Source organism: Ectopseudomonas composti (assembly GCF_001567565.1).
In the GTDB taxonomy this organism is placed as follows: Bacteria; Pseudomonadota; Gammaproteobacteria; order Pseudomonadales; family Pseudomonadaceae; genus Aquipseudomonas; species Aquipseudomonas composti_A.
In genome coordinates this window covers 173,933-191,112 of record NZ_LSSW01000029.1, presented here as the reverse complement: position 1 = coordinate 191,112, position 17,180 = coordinate 173,933, and the positions used below count along the sequence as shown (strand labels likewise).

18 protein-coding genes are annotated in these 17,180 nt (G+C 65.3%); 9 read left to right on the top strand and 9 right to left on the bottom strand.

Annotation, left to right across the window (positions count from 1 at the left end):
* Window positions 1–11: 11 nt before the first annotated feature.
* Together PCLY_RS17410 and PCLY_RS17405 are read right to left on the bottom strand one after the other, a co-directional pair.
* Window positions 12–755 carry a substrate-binding periplasmic protein gene (locus PCLY_RS17410; protein WP_061240876.1) on the bottom strand — a complete coding sequence of 248 codons (744 nt, stop codon included), beginning with the start codon at window positions 753–755 and terminating at the stop codon, window positions 12–14.
* On the bottom strand, window positions 755–1,600 hold the full coding sequence (locus tag PCLY_RS17405; protein ID WP_061240875.1) for an SDR family oxidoreductase: 846 nt from the start codon (window positions 1,598–1,600) through the stop codon (window positions 755–757). Before PCLY_RS17405 ends, PCLY_RS17410 begins: the two co-directional genes overlap by 1 nt.
* Before the next feature lie 232 nt (window positions 1,601–1,832).
* Here PCLY_RS17405 and PCLY_RS17400 point away from each other — a divergent pair, with 232 nt between their 5' ends.
* A complete protein-coding gene (locus PCLY_RS17400) occupies window positions 1,833–2,924 on the top strand; it encodes an endonuclease/exonuclease/phosphatase family protein (protein WP_061240874.1) in 1,092 nt (363 codons plus the stop codon).
* A gap of 96 nt (window positions 2,925–3,020) precedes the next feature.
* A complete protein-coding gene (locus PCLY_RS17395; RefSeq protein ID WP_061240873.1) occupies window positions 3,021–3,755 on the top strand; it encodes a substrate-binding periplasmic protein in 735 nt (244 codons plus the stop codon).
* A 33-nt stretch (window positions 3,756–3,788) separates the two neighbouring features.
* Here the strand turns inward: PCLY_RS17395 and PCLY_RS17390 are convergent, their stop codons facing one another.
* From PCLY_RS17390 to dsbD, 5 genes are all read right to left on the bottom strand, one after another.
* Window positions 3,789–4,709 carry a c-type cytochrome gene (locus tag PCLY_RS17390; RefSeq protein ID WP_061240872.1) on the bottom strand — a complete coding sequence of 307 codons (921 nt, stop codon included), beginning with the start codon at window positions 4,707–4,709 and terminating at the stop codon, window positions 3,789–3,791.
* Window positions 4,706–5,350: a c-type cytochrome gene (locus PCLY_RS17385; protein WP_061240871.1), complete on the bottom strand. Its 645-nt coding sequence runs from the start codon at window positions 5,348–5,350 to the stop codon at window positions 4,706–4,708. The genes PCLY_RS17390 and PCLY_RS17385 overlap by 4 nt, the downstream gene beginning before the upstream one ends.
* 65 nt (window positions 5,351–5,415) lie before the next feature.
* On the bottom strand, window positions 5,416–6,177 hold the full coding sequence (gene dsbG / locus PCLY_RS17380) for a thiol:disulfide interchange protein DsbG (protein ID WP_061241605.1): 762 nt from the start codon (window positions 6,175–6,177) through the stop codon (window positions 5,416–5,418).
* 2 nt (window positions 6,178–6,179) lie between these two features.
* Window positions 6,180–6,989 (bottom strand): TlpA family protein disulfide reductase, encoded by an 810-nt coding sequence (locus PCLY_RS17375; protein WP_061240870.1) that lies wholly within the window; start codon window positions 6,987–6,989, stop codon window positions 6,180–6,182.
* Window positions 6,989–8,719 (bottom strand): protein-disulfide reductase DsbD, encoded by a 1,731-nt coding sequence (gene dsbD / locus PCLY_RS17370; protein WP_082768099.1) that lies wholly within the window; start codon window positions 8,717–8,719, stop codon window positions 6,989–6,991. The genes PCLY_RS17375 and dsbD overlap by 1 nt, the downstream gene beginning before the upstream one ends.
* 144 nt (window positions 8,720–8,863) lie before the next feature.
* On the opposite strand from dsbD, the gene PCLY_RS17365 reads away from it, so the two are divergent.
* Both PCLY_RS17365 and PCLY_RS17360 read left to right on the top strand, forming a co-directional pair.
* Window positions 8,864–9,544: a response regulator gene (locus tag PCLY_RS17365; protein ID WP_061240869.1), complete on the top strand. Its 681-nt coding sequence runs from the start codon at window positions 8,864–8,866 to the stop codon at window positions 9,542–9,544.
* Complete coding sequence (locus PCLY_RS17360; protein ID WP_061240868.1) at window positions 9,541–10,875, top strand: sensor histidine kinase; 1,335 nt, start codon at window positions 9,541–9,543, stop codon at window positions 10,873–10,875. Before PCLY_RS17365 ends, PCLY_RS17360 begins: the two co-directional genes overlap by 4 nt.
* A 4-nt stretch (window positions 10,876–10,879) precedes the next feature.
* On the opposite strand, the gene hrpB is transcribed toward PCLY_RS17360, so the two are convergent.
* A complete protein-coding gene (hrpB, locus tag PCLY_RS17355; RefSeq protein ID WP_061240867.1) occupies window positions 10,880–13,414 on the bottom strand; it encodes an ATP-dependent helicase HrpB in 2,535 nt (844 codons plus the stop codon).
* A gap of 129 nt (window positions 13,415–13,543) precedes the next feature.
* On the opposite strand from hrpB, the gene PCLY_RS17350 reads away from it, so the two are divergent.
* From PCLY_RS17350 to PCLY_RS17330, 5 genes are all read left to right on the top strand, one after another.
* On the top strand, window positions 13,544–13,963 hold the full coding sequence (locus tag PCLY_RS17350) for a hypothetical protein (RefSeq protein WP_061240866.1): 420 nt from the start codon (window positions 13,544–13,546) through the stop codon (window positions 13,961–13,963).
* A gap of 4 nt (window positions 13,964–13,967) precedes the next feature.
* Entirely contained in the window at window positions 13,968–14,849 is an 882-nt protein-coding gene (locus PCLY_RS17345) for a cation diffusion facilitator family transporter (protein ID WP_061240865.1), read from the top strand.
* Window positions 14,850–15,216: 367 nt separating this feature from the next.
* Complete coding sequence (locus tag PCLY_RS17340) at window positions 15,217–15,696, top strand: Lrp/AsnC family transcriptional regulator (protein WP_004424680.1); 480 nt, start codon at window positions 15,217–15,219, stop codon at window positions 15,694–15,696.
* Between the two features lie 90 nt (window positions 15,697–15,786).
* Entirely contained in the window at window positions 15,787–16,005 is a 219-nt protein-coding gene (locus tag PCLY_RS17335; RefSeq protein ID WP_003240295.1) for a DUF2788 domain-containing protein, read from the top strand.
* 77 nt (window positions 16,006–16,082) lie between these two features.
* Window positions 16,083–16,475, top strand: coding sequence for a globin (locus PCLY_RS17330; protein ID WP_061240864.1), 393 nt, complete (start codon window positions 16,083–16,085; stop codon window positions 16,473–16,475).
* 47 nt (window positions 16,476–16,522) lie between these two features.
* Here the strand turns inward: PCLY_RS17330 and PCLY_RS17325 are convergent, their stop codons facing one another.
* Window positions 16,523–17,143: a pseudouridine synthase gene (locus tag PCLY_RS17325; RefSeq protein WP_394326855.1), complete on the bottom strand. Its 621-nt coding sequence runs from the start codon at window positions 17,141–17,143 to the stop codon at window positions 16,523–16,525.
* Window positions 17,144–17,180: the final 37 nt, after the last annotated feature.

The following is a 17,180-nucleotide window of genomic DNA, read 5'->3' as shown; positions in this document are numbered from 1 at the left end:
ACGCGGTGCGCCTACTGGTGCGCCACCACCGGCTGATAGCGCAACGCGGCGTTGGCGATCCAGCCCTCACGCAGCAAGGTATCGAGCGCAGCGGCCAACTCCGGCATGCGCTCCAGGCGCTTGCGTGAGAAGCCGATATAGAGCTCGGTACGCGCCTGGGGTTGGTAGGCGGCCTTGACGATGCGCCCGGCCAGCTTGGGGTCGAGCAGGGAATAGTCGACCTGGCAGTCGGTGCCGACCAGAGCATCGATGCGGCCAAGCGCGAGCATTTCCAGCAGTTGCTGCTCGTTGCTGACGCCGACCTTGTCCAGCGCCTTGTCGCTGTCGAACGGCTGGAAATACACCGATTCCAGCACATAGCCGATACGCAGCCCGCGCAGCGACGCATAGTCGTTCAAGAGCGTGGCCAGCGCCGGGCTGGCGTAGAAACGCGGCGCGCAGGCGTAGTACGGCGCATCCAGGTAGCGAATATAACGCTCACGTTCGGCGGTCTTGGCCAGGCCGGTCATCATGTCCGCGGAGCCTTGCTCCAACGCAGCCAGGCCACGCGCCCACGGCGCCCGCCTTACCTCGAAACGCATGCCGGTGCGGCGTGACAGCTCGTTGAGCAGATCAATGTCCAACCCCTGCAGATGGCCATCTTCCTTGAGCATGCGAAACGGTGGCCAGAGGTCGGTCATCACTCGCAGCGGCTGCACCTCACCGGCCCGGCACAGAGGCGCCAGCACCAGCAGGATGAACAGCCAGGCACGCATCAGATGCGCCCCTGATTTCGCGGTTTCAGGCCGGACAGCCGTGGCAGCAGCACACGTTCGAACAGCCTGGGGAAGAAGCGCGCCAGCACCCGCGCTCGCCAGTCGACATTCGACAGCACCAGCAGTCGGCGGCGCTTGAGCGCGCCCTGGTAGATGGCGTCCGCTACGTCCTGTGGCGAGGCCACCTTGCCCATCGCCAGCGGCGGCTGCGCTGCCACCGAACCGTCGCCGACCAGGGCGTTCTTGCGCAGATCGGTGGCAGTAAAGCCGGGGCACACCAGCATCACGTTCACCCCCGAACCCTTGAGCTCGTAACGCAGGGTCTCGAACAGCCCATGCAGCGCGTGCTTGCTGGCGTTGTAGGCACTGCGATAGAGCAAGGGCGCGATACCCGACAGCGAGCTGAGCACGATGATCTGGCCTCGCCGGGCGATCAGGCTGGGCAAGGCTGCCTGAGTGCAATGCAGGGCGCCGAAATAGTTGACCGCCATGACCCGCTGGAAGACCTCCAGGCTGGTCTCGGCGAAGGTGCTGCGGTGGGTGATGCCGGCATTGTTGACCAGCACGTCGATGCCACCGAATCGTTCGACCGCCAGCGCCACGGCGCGCTGCACCGCCTCGGCGTCGGCGACGTCACAGAGCAGGCCGAGCGACTCGGCGTTGTGATGATCGGCCAGATGCTGCACCAGACTGTCCAGCGCGGCCTGATTGAGATCGAGGATCACCAGCCGCGCACCCGCCTGCGCCATACGCATGGCCAGCGCCCGACCAATACCGGCACAGCCGCCGGTGATCAGCACCACCTTGCGGTCGAATACCTTGTTGGCAAATACCTTGCGATACATGCACGGCTCCCGGAGGCCAAGTGTTGGAAGTACCGTCAGCCTTGATCCGCCAGGGCGACCGACGGCGCGGCTTGTCGAACCTTTCGGCATGGTACTGCAGCCCCTTGCCGCTGTCCTTGCTGGCGAACGGTGCGGCGAAACGAGTGCAGCGACAATGCCACGCACATGCCTGGGCCGATCCGGCACACTCGGGTATTCTCGGCCTCCTTCCAGCATAGTCGTCCGTTTCGCCATGTCTCTGCCTCGCCCTCTTCGCCTGCTCCTGCTCGTTGCGCTGCTCACGCTCGCCATGCTGCTGGCGTTGACCTATGCCCTGACCTGGCGCCCGCCACCCCAGGAAGAGGCGGCCGTGTCATGCAACGGCCAGGTCGCACCGCTGCAACCCGGCCAGGCGCTCAAGGTGATGACCTGGAACGTGCAGTACCTGGCTGGCAAACGTCATGTGTTCTGGTACGACCTGCCCGGCGGCGATGGCCCGGACGAACGCCCGAGCAGCGAGGACCTGGCCCTGACGCTGGATGAAGTGGTGCGTGTACTGCGTGACGAACAACCGGACGTTGTGCTGCTGCAGGAGCTGCATGACAACGCCAAGGCCAGTGACTATCAGGACCAACTGGGCCTGTTGCAGGCGCGCCTGGGCGACCTCTACCCTTGCAGCACCCAGGCGTTCTACTGGAAGGCCGGCTTCGTTCCGCATCCGCGCATCCTTGGCAGCGTCGGCATGAAACTCGGCACCCTCAGCCGCTTCCAGATCGCCCGCGCCGAACGCCTGCAACTGCCCATGCCGGAAAGCGACCTGCTGCGCCGCCAGTTCCAGCTCAAGCGCGCGTTGCTGGTCAGCTACCTGCCGATTCGCGGCGGCGACGAACTGGTGGCCATCAACACCCACTTCGATGCCTTCGCCCAAGGCACGGATACCATGCAGCGCCAGGTGGAAATGACCGACGCTCTGCTCCAGCAACTGCAGAACGACGACAAGACCTGGGTGCTGGGCGGCGATCTCAACCTGCTGCCGCCCGGCCAGTTCCAGCGTCTGCCAGAGGCCCAGCGCAGCTGGTACGCACCTGACAGTGAGCTGCAGGCCATGGCCCGCCGCTATCCGATGATCCCCAGCCTGCAACAGGCCAGCGGTGAGGACCAGGCCAGCTGGTATACCCATTACCCCAACGACCCGGCGGCCAGCGGTCCGGATCGTACCCTCGACTACCTGCTATACAGCCCACGCCTGACGCCGCTCGCCAGCCTGGTTCGCCAGCGCGACACCCTGAGCATTTCCGATCATTTGCCGGTGATCGGTCGCTTCTTCCTGCCGAACCAGGAATGAAGCGCGCCGGACTGGACAAGTCCGCCGGGGCTTGCCCATGCTCCCCGAGCACCACTCGATAACAACGACAAGACGGCGAAGAGCCGCGGTACACGGATGCCAACACGCTGCTGCCTGATGTTCATCGCCCTGCTATGGCTGCACGCCGCCCATGCCGCCGAGGCCGAGCGCCGCGTTCACGTGGGTTACTACGAGTTTCCGCCCTACTCCTACACCGACGAGCAAGGCCTGCCCAGCGGCTCGGGCCTGGAGCTGGCCACGCGCCTGCTCGAGGAGGCGGGATACCAGGCGGACTTTCGCTCCTACCCCGGCGCACGCCTGTACAGCGGTCTGCTCGATGGCAGCATCGCGCTCTGGCTCGGCGCCTCAGGCAAACCGGAGCTAGCCGAACACACCCTCGAAAGCCAGCACCTGCTGGGCGATATCAGCCTCAACCTGTACTTTCGCCCCGACACGCCCATACCGCGCATTCCACAAGACCTGCAGGATCGCGGGGTGATCCTGATCAATGGCTACAGCTATTGGCAGGGCGTCAATCAGTGGCTGCGGGACCCGGCGCGCAACATCACCCTGCACCGCACCTCCAACCACGCTTCGGCCCTGGAAATGCTCCAGCGCCGCCGCGGCGACTACCTGCTGGACTACCAGGCCCCCATCGACCAGGCCAAGCGCACACTCGACATCGGTGAACTGCCCTTCGTCGAGTTGCAGCGCTTGTCGCTGCGGCTGATCTACTCCCGCCACGCGCCTGGAGCCGAGCGCCTGCGCGAGGACCTGGATCGGGTGTATCAGCAGTTGCAGGATGCCGGCGAGGATCTGTGGCTGTACTGATCCGAGATATCGGCAGCTCTCCAGGGCACGGGTTCAGTCCACCCCTTGCCCGAGCATCACGCCGTTGACGACCTTGCCGTACAGGTTCACACCATCATCGGCGTGGTACTTGTCGCGGGTTTTCTCGATCGAGCCGTCGATCAACCGAGGGTCCTGCGGGCGCTCGTGGCTGTTCATGTAGGCCGCCACATGCCAGGCATCGGCATCGCTGAGCGTACCGCCCTTGCCCAGCGGCATGTTGTGACGGATGAAGCCGGCTGCGGTGTTGATACGGTGCATGCCCGCCCCCCAGTTGTAGGAGTCCTTGCCCCATAGCGGCGGCAGGACATAGTCCTTGCCGGCTTTCTGCCCCTCACCGTTATCGCCATGACAAACCGCGCATTGCTGCTGATAGACCTGCTCGCCACGGGCCAGGTCATAGCCCCCCGCCGGTTCCTGCACCACTGGATACAGCCGCCCCGGTAGCGCCTTGCCCACCGGTGCACCGGTCGCCAGCCAGTACGAATAGGCCGTGATGGCGTTGATGATGTGGCTGTCCACCGCTGGCGCGGTGCCGTTCATGCTGAACTGGAAGCAGCCCTGGATGCGTTCGGCGAAGCTGTTGACCTTGTCGTTCTTCTTTCGATAGGCCGGATACATGGTGTAGGCACCCCACAACGGCGCCGAGTTTGCCTTGCGCCCCTGATCCAGATGGCAGTTGGTGCAGTTCATGCCATTGCCGACATACTCACCGGCCTGGTTGCGGGTATCGACGAAGATCGCTCGCCCCTCGCGTACCAGCTGGCCGAATCCATCGTTGGGCAGGTCTTGCTCATGCGGAGGCTGAAACCACTCGCTGTGTTCGGCCTTGGCCGGCGCTGCGGGTAGCTGACTCTGGTCTTCCATGGCGATGGTCGCGGCATGGGCGGTGGCAGCGCTGGCCAGGCCAAGCGCGAACGGGATCAGGTGTTTCATCGGGCACCTCCGGCAGGCAGGCCGGCAAAGTAGTCGGACACGGCTTGGATTTCTTCTTCGTTCAGGGCCTTGGCGATATGCCCCATCAGGTCGTTTGGATCATTGCGGCGCACGCCCTTCTGCCAGTCGTGCAACTGATTGGCCAGGTACGCAGCAGGCTGCCCGGCGAGGGGCGGGAAGGTCTTGCCAACGCCGACACCTCCCGGGCCATGACAGGACACGCACTCGGGAATATTGCGTTCCCAGGCGCCACGCAAAGCCAGGCGCGCACCGAGGTCGCTGGCCGCTGCGGCACGGTTGGGTCTTGCGTACTGAGCCGCTGGTAACGCAGCGAAGAACCTCGTCACGGACTGGATGTCCTGATCGCTCAGTCCGGCCGCGAATTGCTGCATGAAGGGATTGGAGCGATTGCCCGCTTTGAAGTCATAGAGCTGCTTGGCCAGGTAGTCGGCAGATTGCCCGGCCAGACGTGGAAAACCGGCAGCCGCCACGCCCATCAGGGCATCGCCGTGACACGCCGTGCAAGTCAGCATCACCTGGCTGACGCCGCCTTGCTGCGCAAGCGGCAGCGGCTCGAAAGCGAACACGCTGGACGTCAACGTCGCACACAGCCCTAGCAGAGATAAACGAGAGGCTCTCATTGGCATCCTCTTCAATAGTTGTTATCAGGCTTTCCAGATGCACAGCCAAGGCTGTGCACCGTCACTCAGGGCTTGGCAGAGCCCATGATGGTTTCCAGCATGTCCGGACGCGGCGCACCGTTCTGCTGCTGCAGACGGCCCGCATCATCGAGGTAGTAGATGGCCGGCGTCGCGGAGGCGCCCATTTCGCCCATCAGCTCCATGTTGGCGTTCAGTTGCTCCGTGATCTTTTCGGGGATCTTGCCCAGTGGTTTGAGCGTGCTTTCGCGCCCGGCCGATTCATGCTCGCCGAGCGCCTTGCGCTGATCGCTGGCAGCGAGCAGCGCCGCCGCCTTGCCGGGGCTGTCCGGGCGCAGCATGCCGACCATGACGTGGCGTACCTGCACACGCCCGGCCTCGACCCAAGGCCGCGCCTGACGCCAGAACATGTTGCAGTAAGGGCAGTTGGGGTCGGAGAACATGTAAACGACGCGTGGCGCCTTGTCGTCGCCGTCAGCGATCCAGGTGCTGCCTTGCAACTGCTGCCACATCTCCTGACCCAGCGGCTGATAGACCAGGCGCTCCAGTGGCTCCTTGGTCAGGTCCTCACCCTTGGCATCGAGCAAGGTACCGATCAGCACATGCTCACCATCGGCCGTCAGGTACAGTGCCAGCCCCTGGCCGTTGTAGCGCGCGGCATAGCCCTTGAGTCCACCAGGCGCGTCGAAGCTGCCCACTACCTTGGCCCCACGGCCTTCGACAGCCTTGATCGCCGCAGGCAGCTCATCGGCCTGGGCCAGTGGCGTCAGCAACAAGCCGAGCAAGGCTAGAGACTTGATTGAGTTCATGATCATTCGTCCGTCTTCAGGGTTTCCAGGGCCCGGGCCAGGCTGGCGCGGGACAGTTCACCGAGGTGGCTGCCAACCTGGCGACCCTCGGCGTCGTAGAACAAGGTGGTGGGCAGCGCCCGTGAGCCGACCAGTTGCCCGAGGCGGCCGCCACTGTCGAGCAGCACGTTGTCCAGTTGCAGCGCCTGGCTAGTGAGAAAGGCACTGACCTCTCCAGCACCCTCGCCCTGGTTGGCGAAGACGAAGGTCACACCCGGATGCTCACGCTGTGCCTCGGCCAGTACCGGCATCTCCCGCCGGCAAGGCGGGCACCAGGTCGCCCAGAGATTGATCACCATGGGTTGGCCAAGCTGTTCGCGCAGCACCACCGACTGCCCCTGGACATCGCGCAGGGCCAGTTCCGGCAGCCGTGTGCCCTGCTCCAGCGTGTGCAGCACCAGGCTGCCCATGCCCCAGATCAGCAGCCCCGTGGCCATGCCACCGCCCAGCGCCACTCGCAACTGCGCGTGACGCCACAGATACCAGGCGCCCAGCAGCCCAGCCGCCAGCAAGCCGCCCCAGGCGATGAAGCCGCCGTCGCGGATGTCGATCACGCGCCAGGGCGCATCCTGATAGTGCTCGAAATACAGCGCGACGAAAGCCAGGCGCGCGCCCAGCAAGGCGGCCAGCAACAGGCGAAAGATCAGTTTTTCCGGATTGACCTGGCGCTTGCGCCCCAGCCACCAGCCGACCAGGGTCGCCAGCAGCAGGCTCAGCAACAGCAATACATGGCCGACGCCCAGCGCCAGCGGACCTACACCTATCGTCAACATCAGCCACGCTCCATCGTGCTATCCCAGACCCGCAAAAACTGCTGTGCATCCGCCTCGCCGGTGATGCGTTGCTGGCGTCGCTCCTCGCCGTCCGGGCCGATCAGCAGCAGGGTCGGCGGCCCCAGTACCTGATAACGGCTGAGCAGTTCACGGCTTGCCGCCCCCGGCGCGGTGACGTCCAGACGCAGCTTGCGCGCATCGGCCAGGCGCGCCTGCACCTCGGTGTTGCCGAATACCTCGCGCTCCATGACCTGGCACGACACGCACCAGTCCGCGTAGTAGTCCACCAGTACCCATTGTCCCTGCGCTTTGGCTGCATCCAGTTCGCGCTGCAGGTGTTCGCTCTCGCGCACGTCGACGAAGCTGGCCGTGCGTACCTCGGCTTGGGGCGCAGCGACAGCAGTGAACACCCCCAGCGGACGTAGCGGATCGCTGCCGCCAGCCGCCGCGCCCAGCAGCATCGCCACGCCCCACAATCCGAGTAACGCCGCGCCGGCATGGGCCAGCGCACGCTGCGCCTGTAGCTGAGCGGCCAGGTGCACGAGGCTGCTGGCCGCCAGGATCAACCAGGCACCACTCAGCGCCAGCCAGATCGACTCGGCCAGCAGTGGCCGCAGCAGGTACAGCGCCGTGGCCAGGAAGAGAAAACCGAACACCGCCTTGACCCGCTCCATCCACAGCCCCGGCTTGGGCAGCAGGCGATTGCCCAGCGTTACCAGCAGCACCAGCGGCGTACCGATGCCCAGCCCCAGCGCGAACAGCACCAGGCCGCCCTGCAACAGGTCGCCACTCTGCCCGATGAACAGCAAGGCAGCCGCCAGCGGTGCGGTCATGCAGGGGCCGACCAGCAGACCAGAAAGCACGCCGAGCAAACCGGCCCCCACCAGGCTACCGCCCTGCTGCCCGCGCCCGACCCGCTCCAGGCGATCACGCAGCGCAGCCGGCAATTGCAACTCGAAGAAACCGAACATCGGCAGCGCCAACAGCACGAACAGCGTCGCGAACGAGCCAATCAACCAGGGTTGCTGCAACAGACTCTGCAGATTGGCGCCGAGCGCTGCCGCCAGTACGCCGAGCAGCGCATAGACCAGCGCCATGCTCAGCGCATAAGTACCCGCCAGGGCAAAGCCACGTGATGGCGAAGCGCGGCTACCCACCACGATACCCGCGAGAATCGGCAGCATCGGCAGTGAACAAGGGGTGAATGCCAGCAGCAGGCCCAGGCCGAAGAACACTGCCATGCTCAGCCACAGCGCCTGCTGCTGCAGACCATCGAGCAAAGCCAGGTCATCGGCCCGACCGGCTTCGTCGGTGCCAGCACCACCAAGATCGAGCATCCGGGTTTGCGGTGGGTAACACAGGCCAGCATCGGCACAGCCCTGCCATTGCACCTCGATACGCCCGCGCGCCTCGGCTGGCAGGGTCAGTTGCAGGCGCTCGCGATAGATCTGCGAGGCGCCGAAATACTCGTCCTCATGAGCCAGGCCTGGCGGTAGCTCTGGCGCCTGTTCATCGCTCAGGCCAGTGAACTTGAGCCGTTGCTGATACAGGTAGTAACCCGGTGCTATGTCCCAGCTCAGCGTCGTTTCACCTTCGCTTTGCTGCTGCACGTCGAGCACGAATGCCTGCTCGGCAGCGAGAAAATCATCGCCCGAGCGCAGGCCGTCGATGGGCAGCGAGGCAAACGCAGCGCTACAGAACAGACTAAGGAGAACAACGAGCGAACGCATGACGGCACCGCACAACTGAGGAGATGTCGAGGATGCCAAAGTGCAATTAACAGCCGATTAACAGCCCGCCAATCAGCGCCAATAATCCTGCCTTAATCGCGATGAGCGATACTGTCGACTCGCCCTCTGCCGCCACTACCGCCCATGCATGTTCTGCTTACCGAAGACAACTCGCTGATCGCCAGCGGCGTGATCGCCGGCCTGCAAGCCCTGGGGTTCACCGTCGCCCATGCTGCCAGTGCGGCGGCGGCGCAAAGCCTGTTGCAGCACAGCCATTTCGACCTGCTGATTCTCGACCTCGGCCTGCCCGACGAAGACGGCCTGGCCTTGCTGCAACGTCTGCGCCGCGACGGCATGGTGCTGCCGGTCCTGATCCTGACCGCACGCGACGCCGTTGCCGAGCGGGTTGCCGGCCTGCAAGCGGGCGCCGACGACTACCTGACCAAACCCTTCGATCTGCGCGAGCTGGCTGCCCGCCTGCACGCCCTGCTGCGCCGCGCCGCAGGCCGGACCACGCACCTGATCGATCACGGGCCATTGCAGTACGACCCGACCACCTGTGCGGTGAGTCTTTGCGGCCAGCCCATCGATCTTTCGCGCCGCGAACAGGCGCTGTTGCAGGCGTTGCTGCAGAATCCGGGGCGCATCCTCAGCAGCGAACACCTCAAGGACTCGGTCTACGGCCTCGATGACGAGGTCGAGAGCAACGCCCTCAACGTGCATATCCATCACCTACGGCGAAAACTCGGCAACGGCATCGTCGAAACGGTGCGTGGCCTGGGCTACCGCCTCGGCCCTGCCGGACATGGGGGGCAGCAGCCATGACCTTGCGTCTGCGCCTGACCCTGGGCCTCGGCGCCGCCTTCGTCCTGCTCTGGTCGCTGGCCGCGACCTGGATGCTCTATGACTTGCGCAACCAACTGATGCAGTCGCTCGACGAACGCCTGGCCGCCTCCGCGCGCATGGTCGCGGGCTTGCTGGTGCAACTACCGCAGGCACGCACGGCCAATGATGGCGTGCCACATCTGAGCGCAGAGCAGTTGGGTATTCCCAACGGCCTGGCCTGCCAGATCAGCTCGCTGCGCGGTGAGGTACTGGCGCGCAGCCATTCGACACCGAACGACCTGCTCGACGCGGGTCAGAAAGGTTTTCGCGACCAGATCATCGGTGACCGCCCCTGGCGCAGCTTCACCCTGATCCAGGGTGATCTGCGCATCACCACGGCCGATCGCCTGGATGAGCGTGCCACGCTGAAACGCTCGATTCTGCTAGCTGCGGCGCTGCCCGTCGTGGTCGCCCTGCTTGGTAGCCTGGCCTTGCTGTGGATCGGGCTCGGTCGCGGCCTGGCGCCACTGGAACGAATCCGCGCCGCACTCGCCGGGCGCAGCGCCCATACCAGCGAGCCGCTGCCCTTGACCGGTCTATCGGCAGAACTGGCGCCCCTGGTCGAGGCGCAGAACCAACTGTTCCAACGCATCGGCGACACCCTGGAGCGCGAGCGCAGGCTGACCGACGACGCCGCACACGAACTGCGCAGCCCGCTGACGGCAGTGAAAACCCACCTGCAAGTGGCGGCGATGACCGAGGGCGACAACGCACGCACGGCCATCGCCATGGCCGAACAGGGCGCCGACCGCCTGCAACGCATCCTCGAGCAGTTGCTGATGCTGGCACGGGTCGAGGGCAACCTGCCGTTCGATGAAGGCCTGCCCTGCCGACCGTTGCAGATCGCTCGTCAGGCTATCGCCGATGCCACGCAGAAAACCGGTGCGGCCATCGAGCTGAGCTGCGCCGACGATCTGCCCGAACGCTGCCTGGCGATGCCACCGGCCCTGGCCATCGCGGCATTGCGCAATCTGCTGGAAAACGCCCGCCGCCATACCAAAGCAGGAACCTCGGTGTCTCTGCACATAGCCCTTGATGGCCCGCATGGCGTGCTGTTCAAGGTACGCGACCAGGGACCGGGCATTACCCCTGAACGCCTGCAGCGCTTCACCGAACGCTTCTGGCGCAGCGCCGACAGCGATGGCAGCGGCCTCGGCCTTTCCATCGTCAAGGCCATCGCCGAACGTTGCGGCTGCACCCTGCAGTTCATCGCCCATGGCGATGGCCTGGAAGTGCAACTGGGCGCAGCGCTACGCCGCGAAACACCCTGAGCCCTCACTTGCGCGGCTTGGCCCGCGCAGTGGGTTCGGCAATCAAGGGATCGTCTGGCCAGTAGTGCTTCGGATACCGACCTTTCAAATCCTTCTTCACATCGATGTAAGTGTTGGCCCAGAAACTGGCCAGATCCTGGGTCACCTGTACTGGCCGGCGCGCCGGTGACAGCAGGTGCAGCTTGAGGCCAAGACGCCCACCGGCGATGCGTGGTGTGGCGGCCAGGCCGAACAGCTCCTGCAGGCGCACGGCGAGTACCGGCGGGTGCTCCGTATAGTCGATGGCGATGCACGAGCCGGACGGCACACCCAGCGCACGCGGCGCCAGCTCGTCGAGGCGTTGCGGCAGCGGCCAGGGCAACAGCGTCTGCAGGATCGAAGGCAGGTCGAGGTTGGCGAAGTGGCTGAGGCGATTGACCTTGCCCAGAAACGGCGTCAGCCACTGTTCCAGGCTGGCCAGCAGCGCGGCATCGGACAAATCCGGCCATTCGCTCTGCCCCTGCTGCTCGATGTCCAGCTCACGCAGCAGCGCCACCCGCGCCTGCCACTGACGCAGCTCGGGCGTCCACGGCAGCAGTTCCAGGCCCTTGTGTCGTACCAGGCCGACCAGGGCGCGACCCCGCGCCTCTTCGTCCAGCGCAGCCAGCGCCTGACGCTCGAGCACCAGTTCGCCGACCTTGCGCTGACGCTCGGCGCGCAGCACGCCTTCGCGCTCGTCCCAGTCGAGCACCTCCAGTACCTCGACCTGCTCGGCCAGCTCACCCGCGAACAGCGCCGGGTCGAGATCGGCGGCCAGGTAGATGCGTTCCTCGCGCTGGCCCTGGCGGCTGCCCAGATCGGCCACCACCAGCCATTCGTGCTTCATCAATGCGTCGGCTTCGCCGAACTGCGCCGCGCGGCCATTGGCCAGGCGGTAGTCGGCGCCACCGGCACGACGCTGCTGGGCAATGCGATCCGGGTAGGCGAAGGCCAGCAGACAGCCGAGCCAGCGTGGATGCTCGGGGTCGCTTACCGCCTGACTGATCGGCCGGCCTCTCAGCAGCCCCCCAAATTGCCGGGCCAACTGCCGCGCGCGCTGCACGCCACCTTGGGCATTGCGCCCGGCGCGGCTTTCGCCACTGAGCAGGGCCAGGCGGCTGTGCAGATCGGCGCCACCGCCGCGCAGAATGTCGCGCTCCGAGAGCAACGCCGCCAGGTCGCAGGCCAACGCACCGAGGCCCAGCGCCTGGCCGCGTAGCAGCAGATGGGCGATACGCGGATGGCTGGGCAGCTCGGCCATGGCCTGGCCATGGACGTTGAGCGCGCCACGCTCGTCCAGCGCACCGAGACGAGCCAGCAGGTCGACGGCCTGGGCGTATGCCGCAGGCGGTGGCACGTCGAGCCAGCACAGCTCCTGCGGCGTCACGCCCCAGCGCAGCAGTTGCAGGGCCAGCCCGGCCAGATCGGCCGCGAGGATTTCCGCGCCGGAATAGGCGCTGAGCTGTTCATGTTGCGCTTGCGACCACAGCCGATAGCAGGCGCCGGGCTGAAGACGGCCAGCACGCCCAGCGCGTTGAGTGGCGGAGGCGCGGGAGATGCGCTGGGTGTCGAGACGGGTCATGCCGCTGGCCGGATCGAAACGCGGCACCCGTGCCAGGCCGGCATCGATCACCACGCGCACGCCGTCGATGGTCAGGCTGGTCTCGGCGATATTGGTAGCCAACACCACCTTGCGCTTGCCGGCCGGAGCCGGCTCGATGGCCGCGCGCTGGGCAGTCAGCTCCAGTTCGCCATGCAGCGGGCAGAGCAGGATGTCATCGCGCCCCGCCAGGAGCTCGCCCAGTTGCTCGGCCACGCGGCGAATCTCGGCCTGGCCCGGCAGGAACACCAGCAGGCTGCCAGGCTCGTCGGCCAGCGCCTGCTGCACCGTCTGCAGCACGCGCGGCTCGATCCATTCCCCTGGCTGGAACGGCGCGCCCCAGCGGATATCCACCGGGAACATGCGCCCTTCGCTGCGCAGCACCGGCGCCTCGCCGAGCAGCGCGGCCAGGCGCTCGCCCTCCAGCGTGGCCGACATCAGCAGCACCTTGAGCGGCGCCTCACCGCTGTCGGCCGCACGGAACATGGCGCGGCCGTTGAGCGTCAGCGCCAGGGCCAGGTCGGCATCGAGACTGCGCTCATGGAATTCGTCGAAAATCACCAGGCCGACGCCATCCAGCGCCGGGTCATCCTGCAGGCGGCGGGCGAGGATGCCCTCGGTGACCACCTCGATGCGCGTGTTCGGCCCCACCTTGCTGTCCAGACGAATGCGGTAGCCGACCGTCTCACCGACCCGTTCGCCCAGCTCGCTGGCCAGGCGCTCGGCCGCAGCGCGCGCAGCCAGGCGACGCGGTTCGAGCATGAGGATGGTTTGCCCGGCCAGCCAGGGCGCATCGAGCAGCGCCAGGGGCACACGGGTGGTCTTGCCGGCGCCGGGCGGCGCCTCCAGTACAACTTCGTGACGCTCGGCCAGGGCGTCGCGCAAAGCAGGTAACAGGATGTCGATTGGCAGGCTGTTCATCATTTCTCCACAACAGGCCGCCGATTATAGCGGCGAACCGCCAGCCGACTTGCCGGTCTGAAACAGCGGGCAGCAGTTTTGCAATCATCGCCTTGCTATAGTTGCGCCACTTTATTTATGGAGGTGCCCATGCGCACGAAATCCCGCGTCATCGCCGGCGTTGTCGCCGCCACCCTGCTCGCTCAACTGACCGCCTGCGGCTCGATCTTCTACCCGGATCGTCGGGGTCAGATCGAAGGCAAGATCGACCCGGTGATCGCCGGGGCCAACGCCATCGGCATCCTGTTCTACGTGATTCCGGGGCTGATCGCCTTCGCCGTGGACTTCGCCACCGGTGCCATCTACCTGCCCGAAGGCCAGAGCGCCCAGGTCGACCCGCAACAGCTCAAGCAACTGATCGACGCAGACGGCAAGGTCGACCAGTACGCGCTGAAAACCCTGATCGAAACCAGCACCGGGCACCAGCTGCCGCTCGACGATCCGCGCCTGATCCAGCACAGCGGCAGCAGCGAGCAACTGGCCGCGTACGGCCTGCGTCCGGCGGCCTGAGTCCATGCACAACCCGCAGCATGCCAGGCTGATGCGCCTGGCCACCCGCGCCGCGCTGGGCGTGGCGCTGACGCTGGTGCTGGCCAAGGCGATTGCCTGGTGGCTCAGTGGTTCGGTCAGCCTGCTGGCCGGCCTCACCGATTCGCTGCTCGACAGCGCCGCCTCGCTGATCAACCTGATCGCCGTGCACTTCGCGCTACGTCCGGCCGACGAGGATCACCGCTACGGCCACGGCAAGGCCGAAGCCCTGGCAGGGCTGGGCCAGGCGTTGTTCATCGGCGTCAGCGCCGTGCTCATTGGTCTGCAGGGCATCGAGCGCCTGCAGTCGCCGCAGCCGCTGGAAGGCGAAGGTGTCGGCATCGCCGTCATGCTGCTGTCGCTGGCGCTGACCGGCGCCCTGCTGGTGTTCCAGCGCAAGGTGGTGCGCGAGACCGGCTCCACCGCGATTCACGCCGACTCGCTGCACTACCGCTCCGACATCCTGCTCAATAGCAGCATCCTCCTTGCATTGCTGCTGACCCAATTCGGCTGGCTGCAGATGGATGCGATCTTCGCCATCGGTATCGCCTTCTACATCTTCTGGAGTGCCATCAGCATCGTGCGTGGCGCGGTGGCCGTGCTGATGGACGAGGAGTTGCCCAGCGACACCACGCAGCACATGTACGCACTGGCCAACGCCGTACCTGGGGTACTCGGCTCCCATGACCTGCGCACCCGCATTTCCGGTACACGCTGGTTCGTCCAGTTGCACCTGGAGCTGCCAGGCGAGATGAGCCTGTCCGAGGCCCATGCACACTGCGAGGCGGTGGAAAAGTCGATCCATGAGCACTACCCGCGCGCCGAAGTGCTGGTGCACGCCGACCCGCAGGAAGTCGTCCAGCACTGAGCGCGCTGCGCCCTTCCTGCCCGCCTTCCGATCCTCGCGCCACAGAAACTCCAGGCAATAAAAAAGGGGCCTTGCGGCCCCCTTGGGGAATCTGTCCGGTACTGGCGATGTTGTCGCCGCTTTCGTCGCCCGCCTGGTTGGGCAGTGCGGACCCGGGTGCCGGTGCGATCCGGTAGGACCGTCGGCGCCGGCTCACCTGGTTGGGCGAGGCCGGTAGGACTTGTCGTCCGGGCCGTGAAACTGAGAGAAAGCTTACGCCCGCCGCACCGAAATAAGATTGCTAATATTGCTTACAAATTTACCAATTGCGCAATTTAAAGCTAAAGGAGCACTATCTAGCGCAATCAAATAATGAGCCAATCAAAAAATGGACAAACTCGACCGCTACGACCTGAATATTCTCGCCGAATTGCAGCGCAATGCTGCCCTGTCCAACCAGGAGCTGGCCGAACGCATCGGTCTGTCCCCCTCGCCCTGCTCTCGTCGGGTCAAACAGCTGGAAGACGACGGCTACATCACCGGCCAGGTGGCTCTGCTCGACCGCAAGAAGCTCGGCCTGAGCCTGACCGCCTACGTGCTGATCGGCATGGACCGGCACACCCCGGAGCGCTTCGAGCACTTTCAGGATGAAATCCGCAAATGCCCGGAAGTACTGGAGTGCTGCCTGGTGACCGGGATGGACGCCGACTATCAGCTCAAGGTGGTGGTACCGGACATGGACCACTACCAGAAACTGCTACTGGGCACCCTGACCCGTATCGACGGTGTCTCCAGCGTGCGTTCGAGCTTCGTGCTGCAGCAGATTCTGTCCAGTACGCAGTTGCCATTGCAGCACCTGCGCGACTGAAAGTCGCAGGTTGAGGCGGATCATGCCGCGCACCAGGTCAGGGCGCGTATAATTTCCGCCCTGCGCTTTCCGTACGAACTACGAGGCACCATGGAAACCGAACAATTTGAAGCCCTGATGATGTACGTCCTGGTGGGCGGCCTGATGCTGTTCATGTTCTTCATCATCTGGGACCTCGCGAAGAAGTCCAAGGCAGGCCGCCTCGGCACCGCCATCCTGTTCCTTGGCTTGGGCCTGTGCTTGTTCGCCTTCCTTGCCAAGCCGATCATCACCTATATCATCGAGACCGCGCGCGGCATTCACGGCTGACTGCCCGGCCAACGCGACATATCCGTTCGATGCCAGGTCGCCCAGGTGCGGCCTGCAGTCCACTCAAGGAGCTACACATGAGCGCCGCCAATCTGGTGATGCAAAGCTATGGACGCTGCTGCGCCAGCCCGGATTTCTTCGACAGTTTCTACCGCCACTTCCTCGCCAGCTCGCCGCTGATCCGCGAGAAATTCGTCGACACCGACATGACCGCGCAGAAGCAGTTGCTGCGCCAGGGCATCATGAATCTGGTGATGCACGCCCGCGGCATGTCCGACACCAAGCTGCGTGCCCTCGGCGAATCCCACTCGCGCCAGCATCTGGACATTCGCCCGGAACTCTACGACCTGTGGCTCGACGCACTGCTGCTGACCATCAGCGAACACGACAAGGAATGCGACGCCGATGTGCGCCAGGCCTGGCGTGAAGTGCTGAACAAAGGTATCGCCGTGATCAAGGCCGGTTATTGACTCAGGTCATGTTCGCCGGGGCCGCCCCTGCGACAAAACGCCTGAGTTCAATCCAGCCTGGCCGGCTCCTCGCGCCATTGGCCGGGCTGCAGCCCTTCCAGACGCCAGGGGCCGATGGCCACGCGCACCAGGCGTAGCGTGGGCAAACCGACTGCGGCCGTCATGCGCCGCACCTGACGGTTGCGTCCCTCGCGAATCACCAGCTCCAACCAGGCGGTCGGCACGTTCTTGCGAAAGCGTACCGGCGGGTTGCGCTCCCACAGTTCGGGTTCGTCCAGGCATCGCGCTTCGGCCGGCAGGGTCGGACCGTCATTGAGCGTCACGCCCTCGCGCAACTGCTGCAGCTGCGCCTCGCTCGGCTCGCCCTCTACCTGCACCCAGTAAGTCTTCGGCAACTTGTGTTTGGGGTCGGCGATACGCGCCTGCAGACGGCCATCGTTGGTCAGCAGGAGCAGGCCCTCACTGTCACGATCCAGGCGCCCGGCCGGATAAACACCAGGCACCTCGACGAAGTCCTTGAGCGTGACGCGGCCTTGGTCGTCGTTGAACTGCGTGAGCACGTCGAACGGTTTGTTCAGCAGCAGCAGGCGTGGCTGTGCAGGCGGCGCCTTGGCCACGCGACGGGGAGCGGCTGGACGGCGATTGGCAGGGGAACGAGGGCGTGACATGCAACGGGCTTCGCTGGAACCGGGCCGCGCAGTGTAA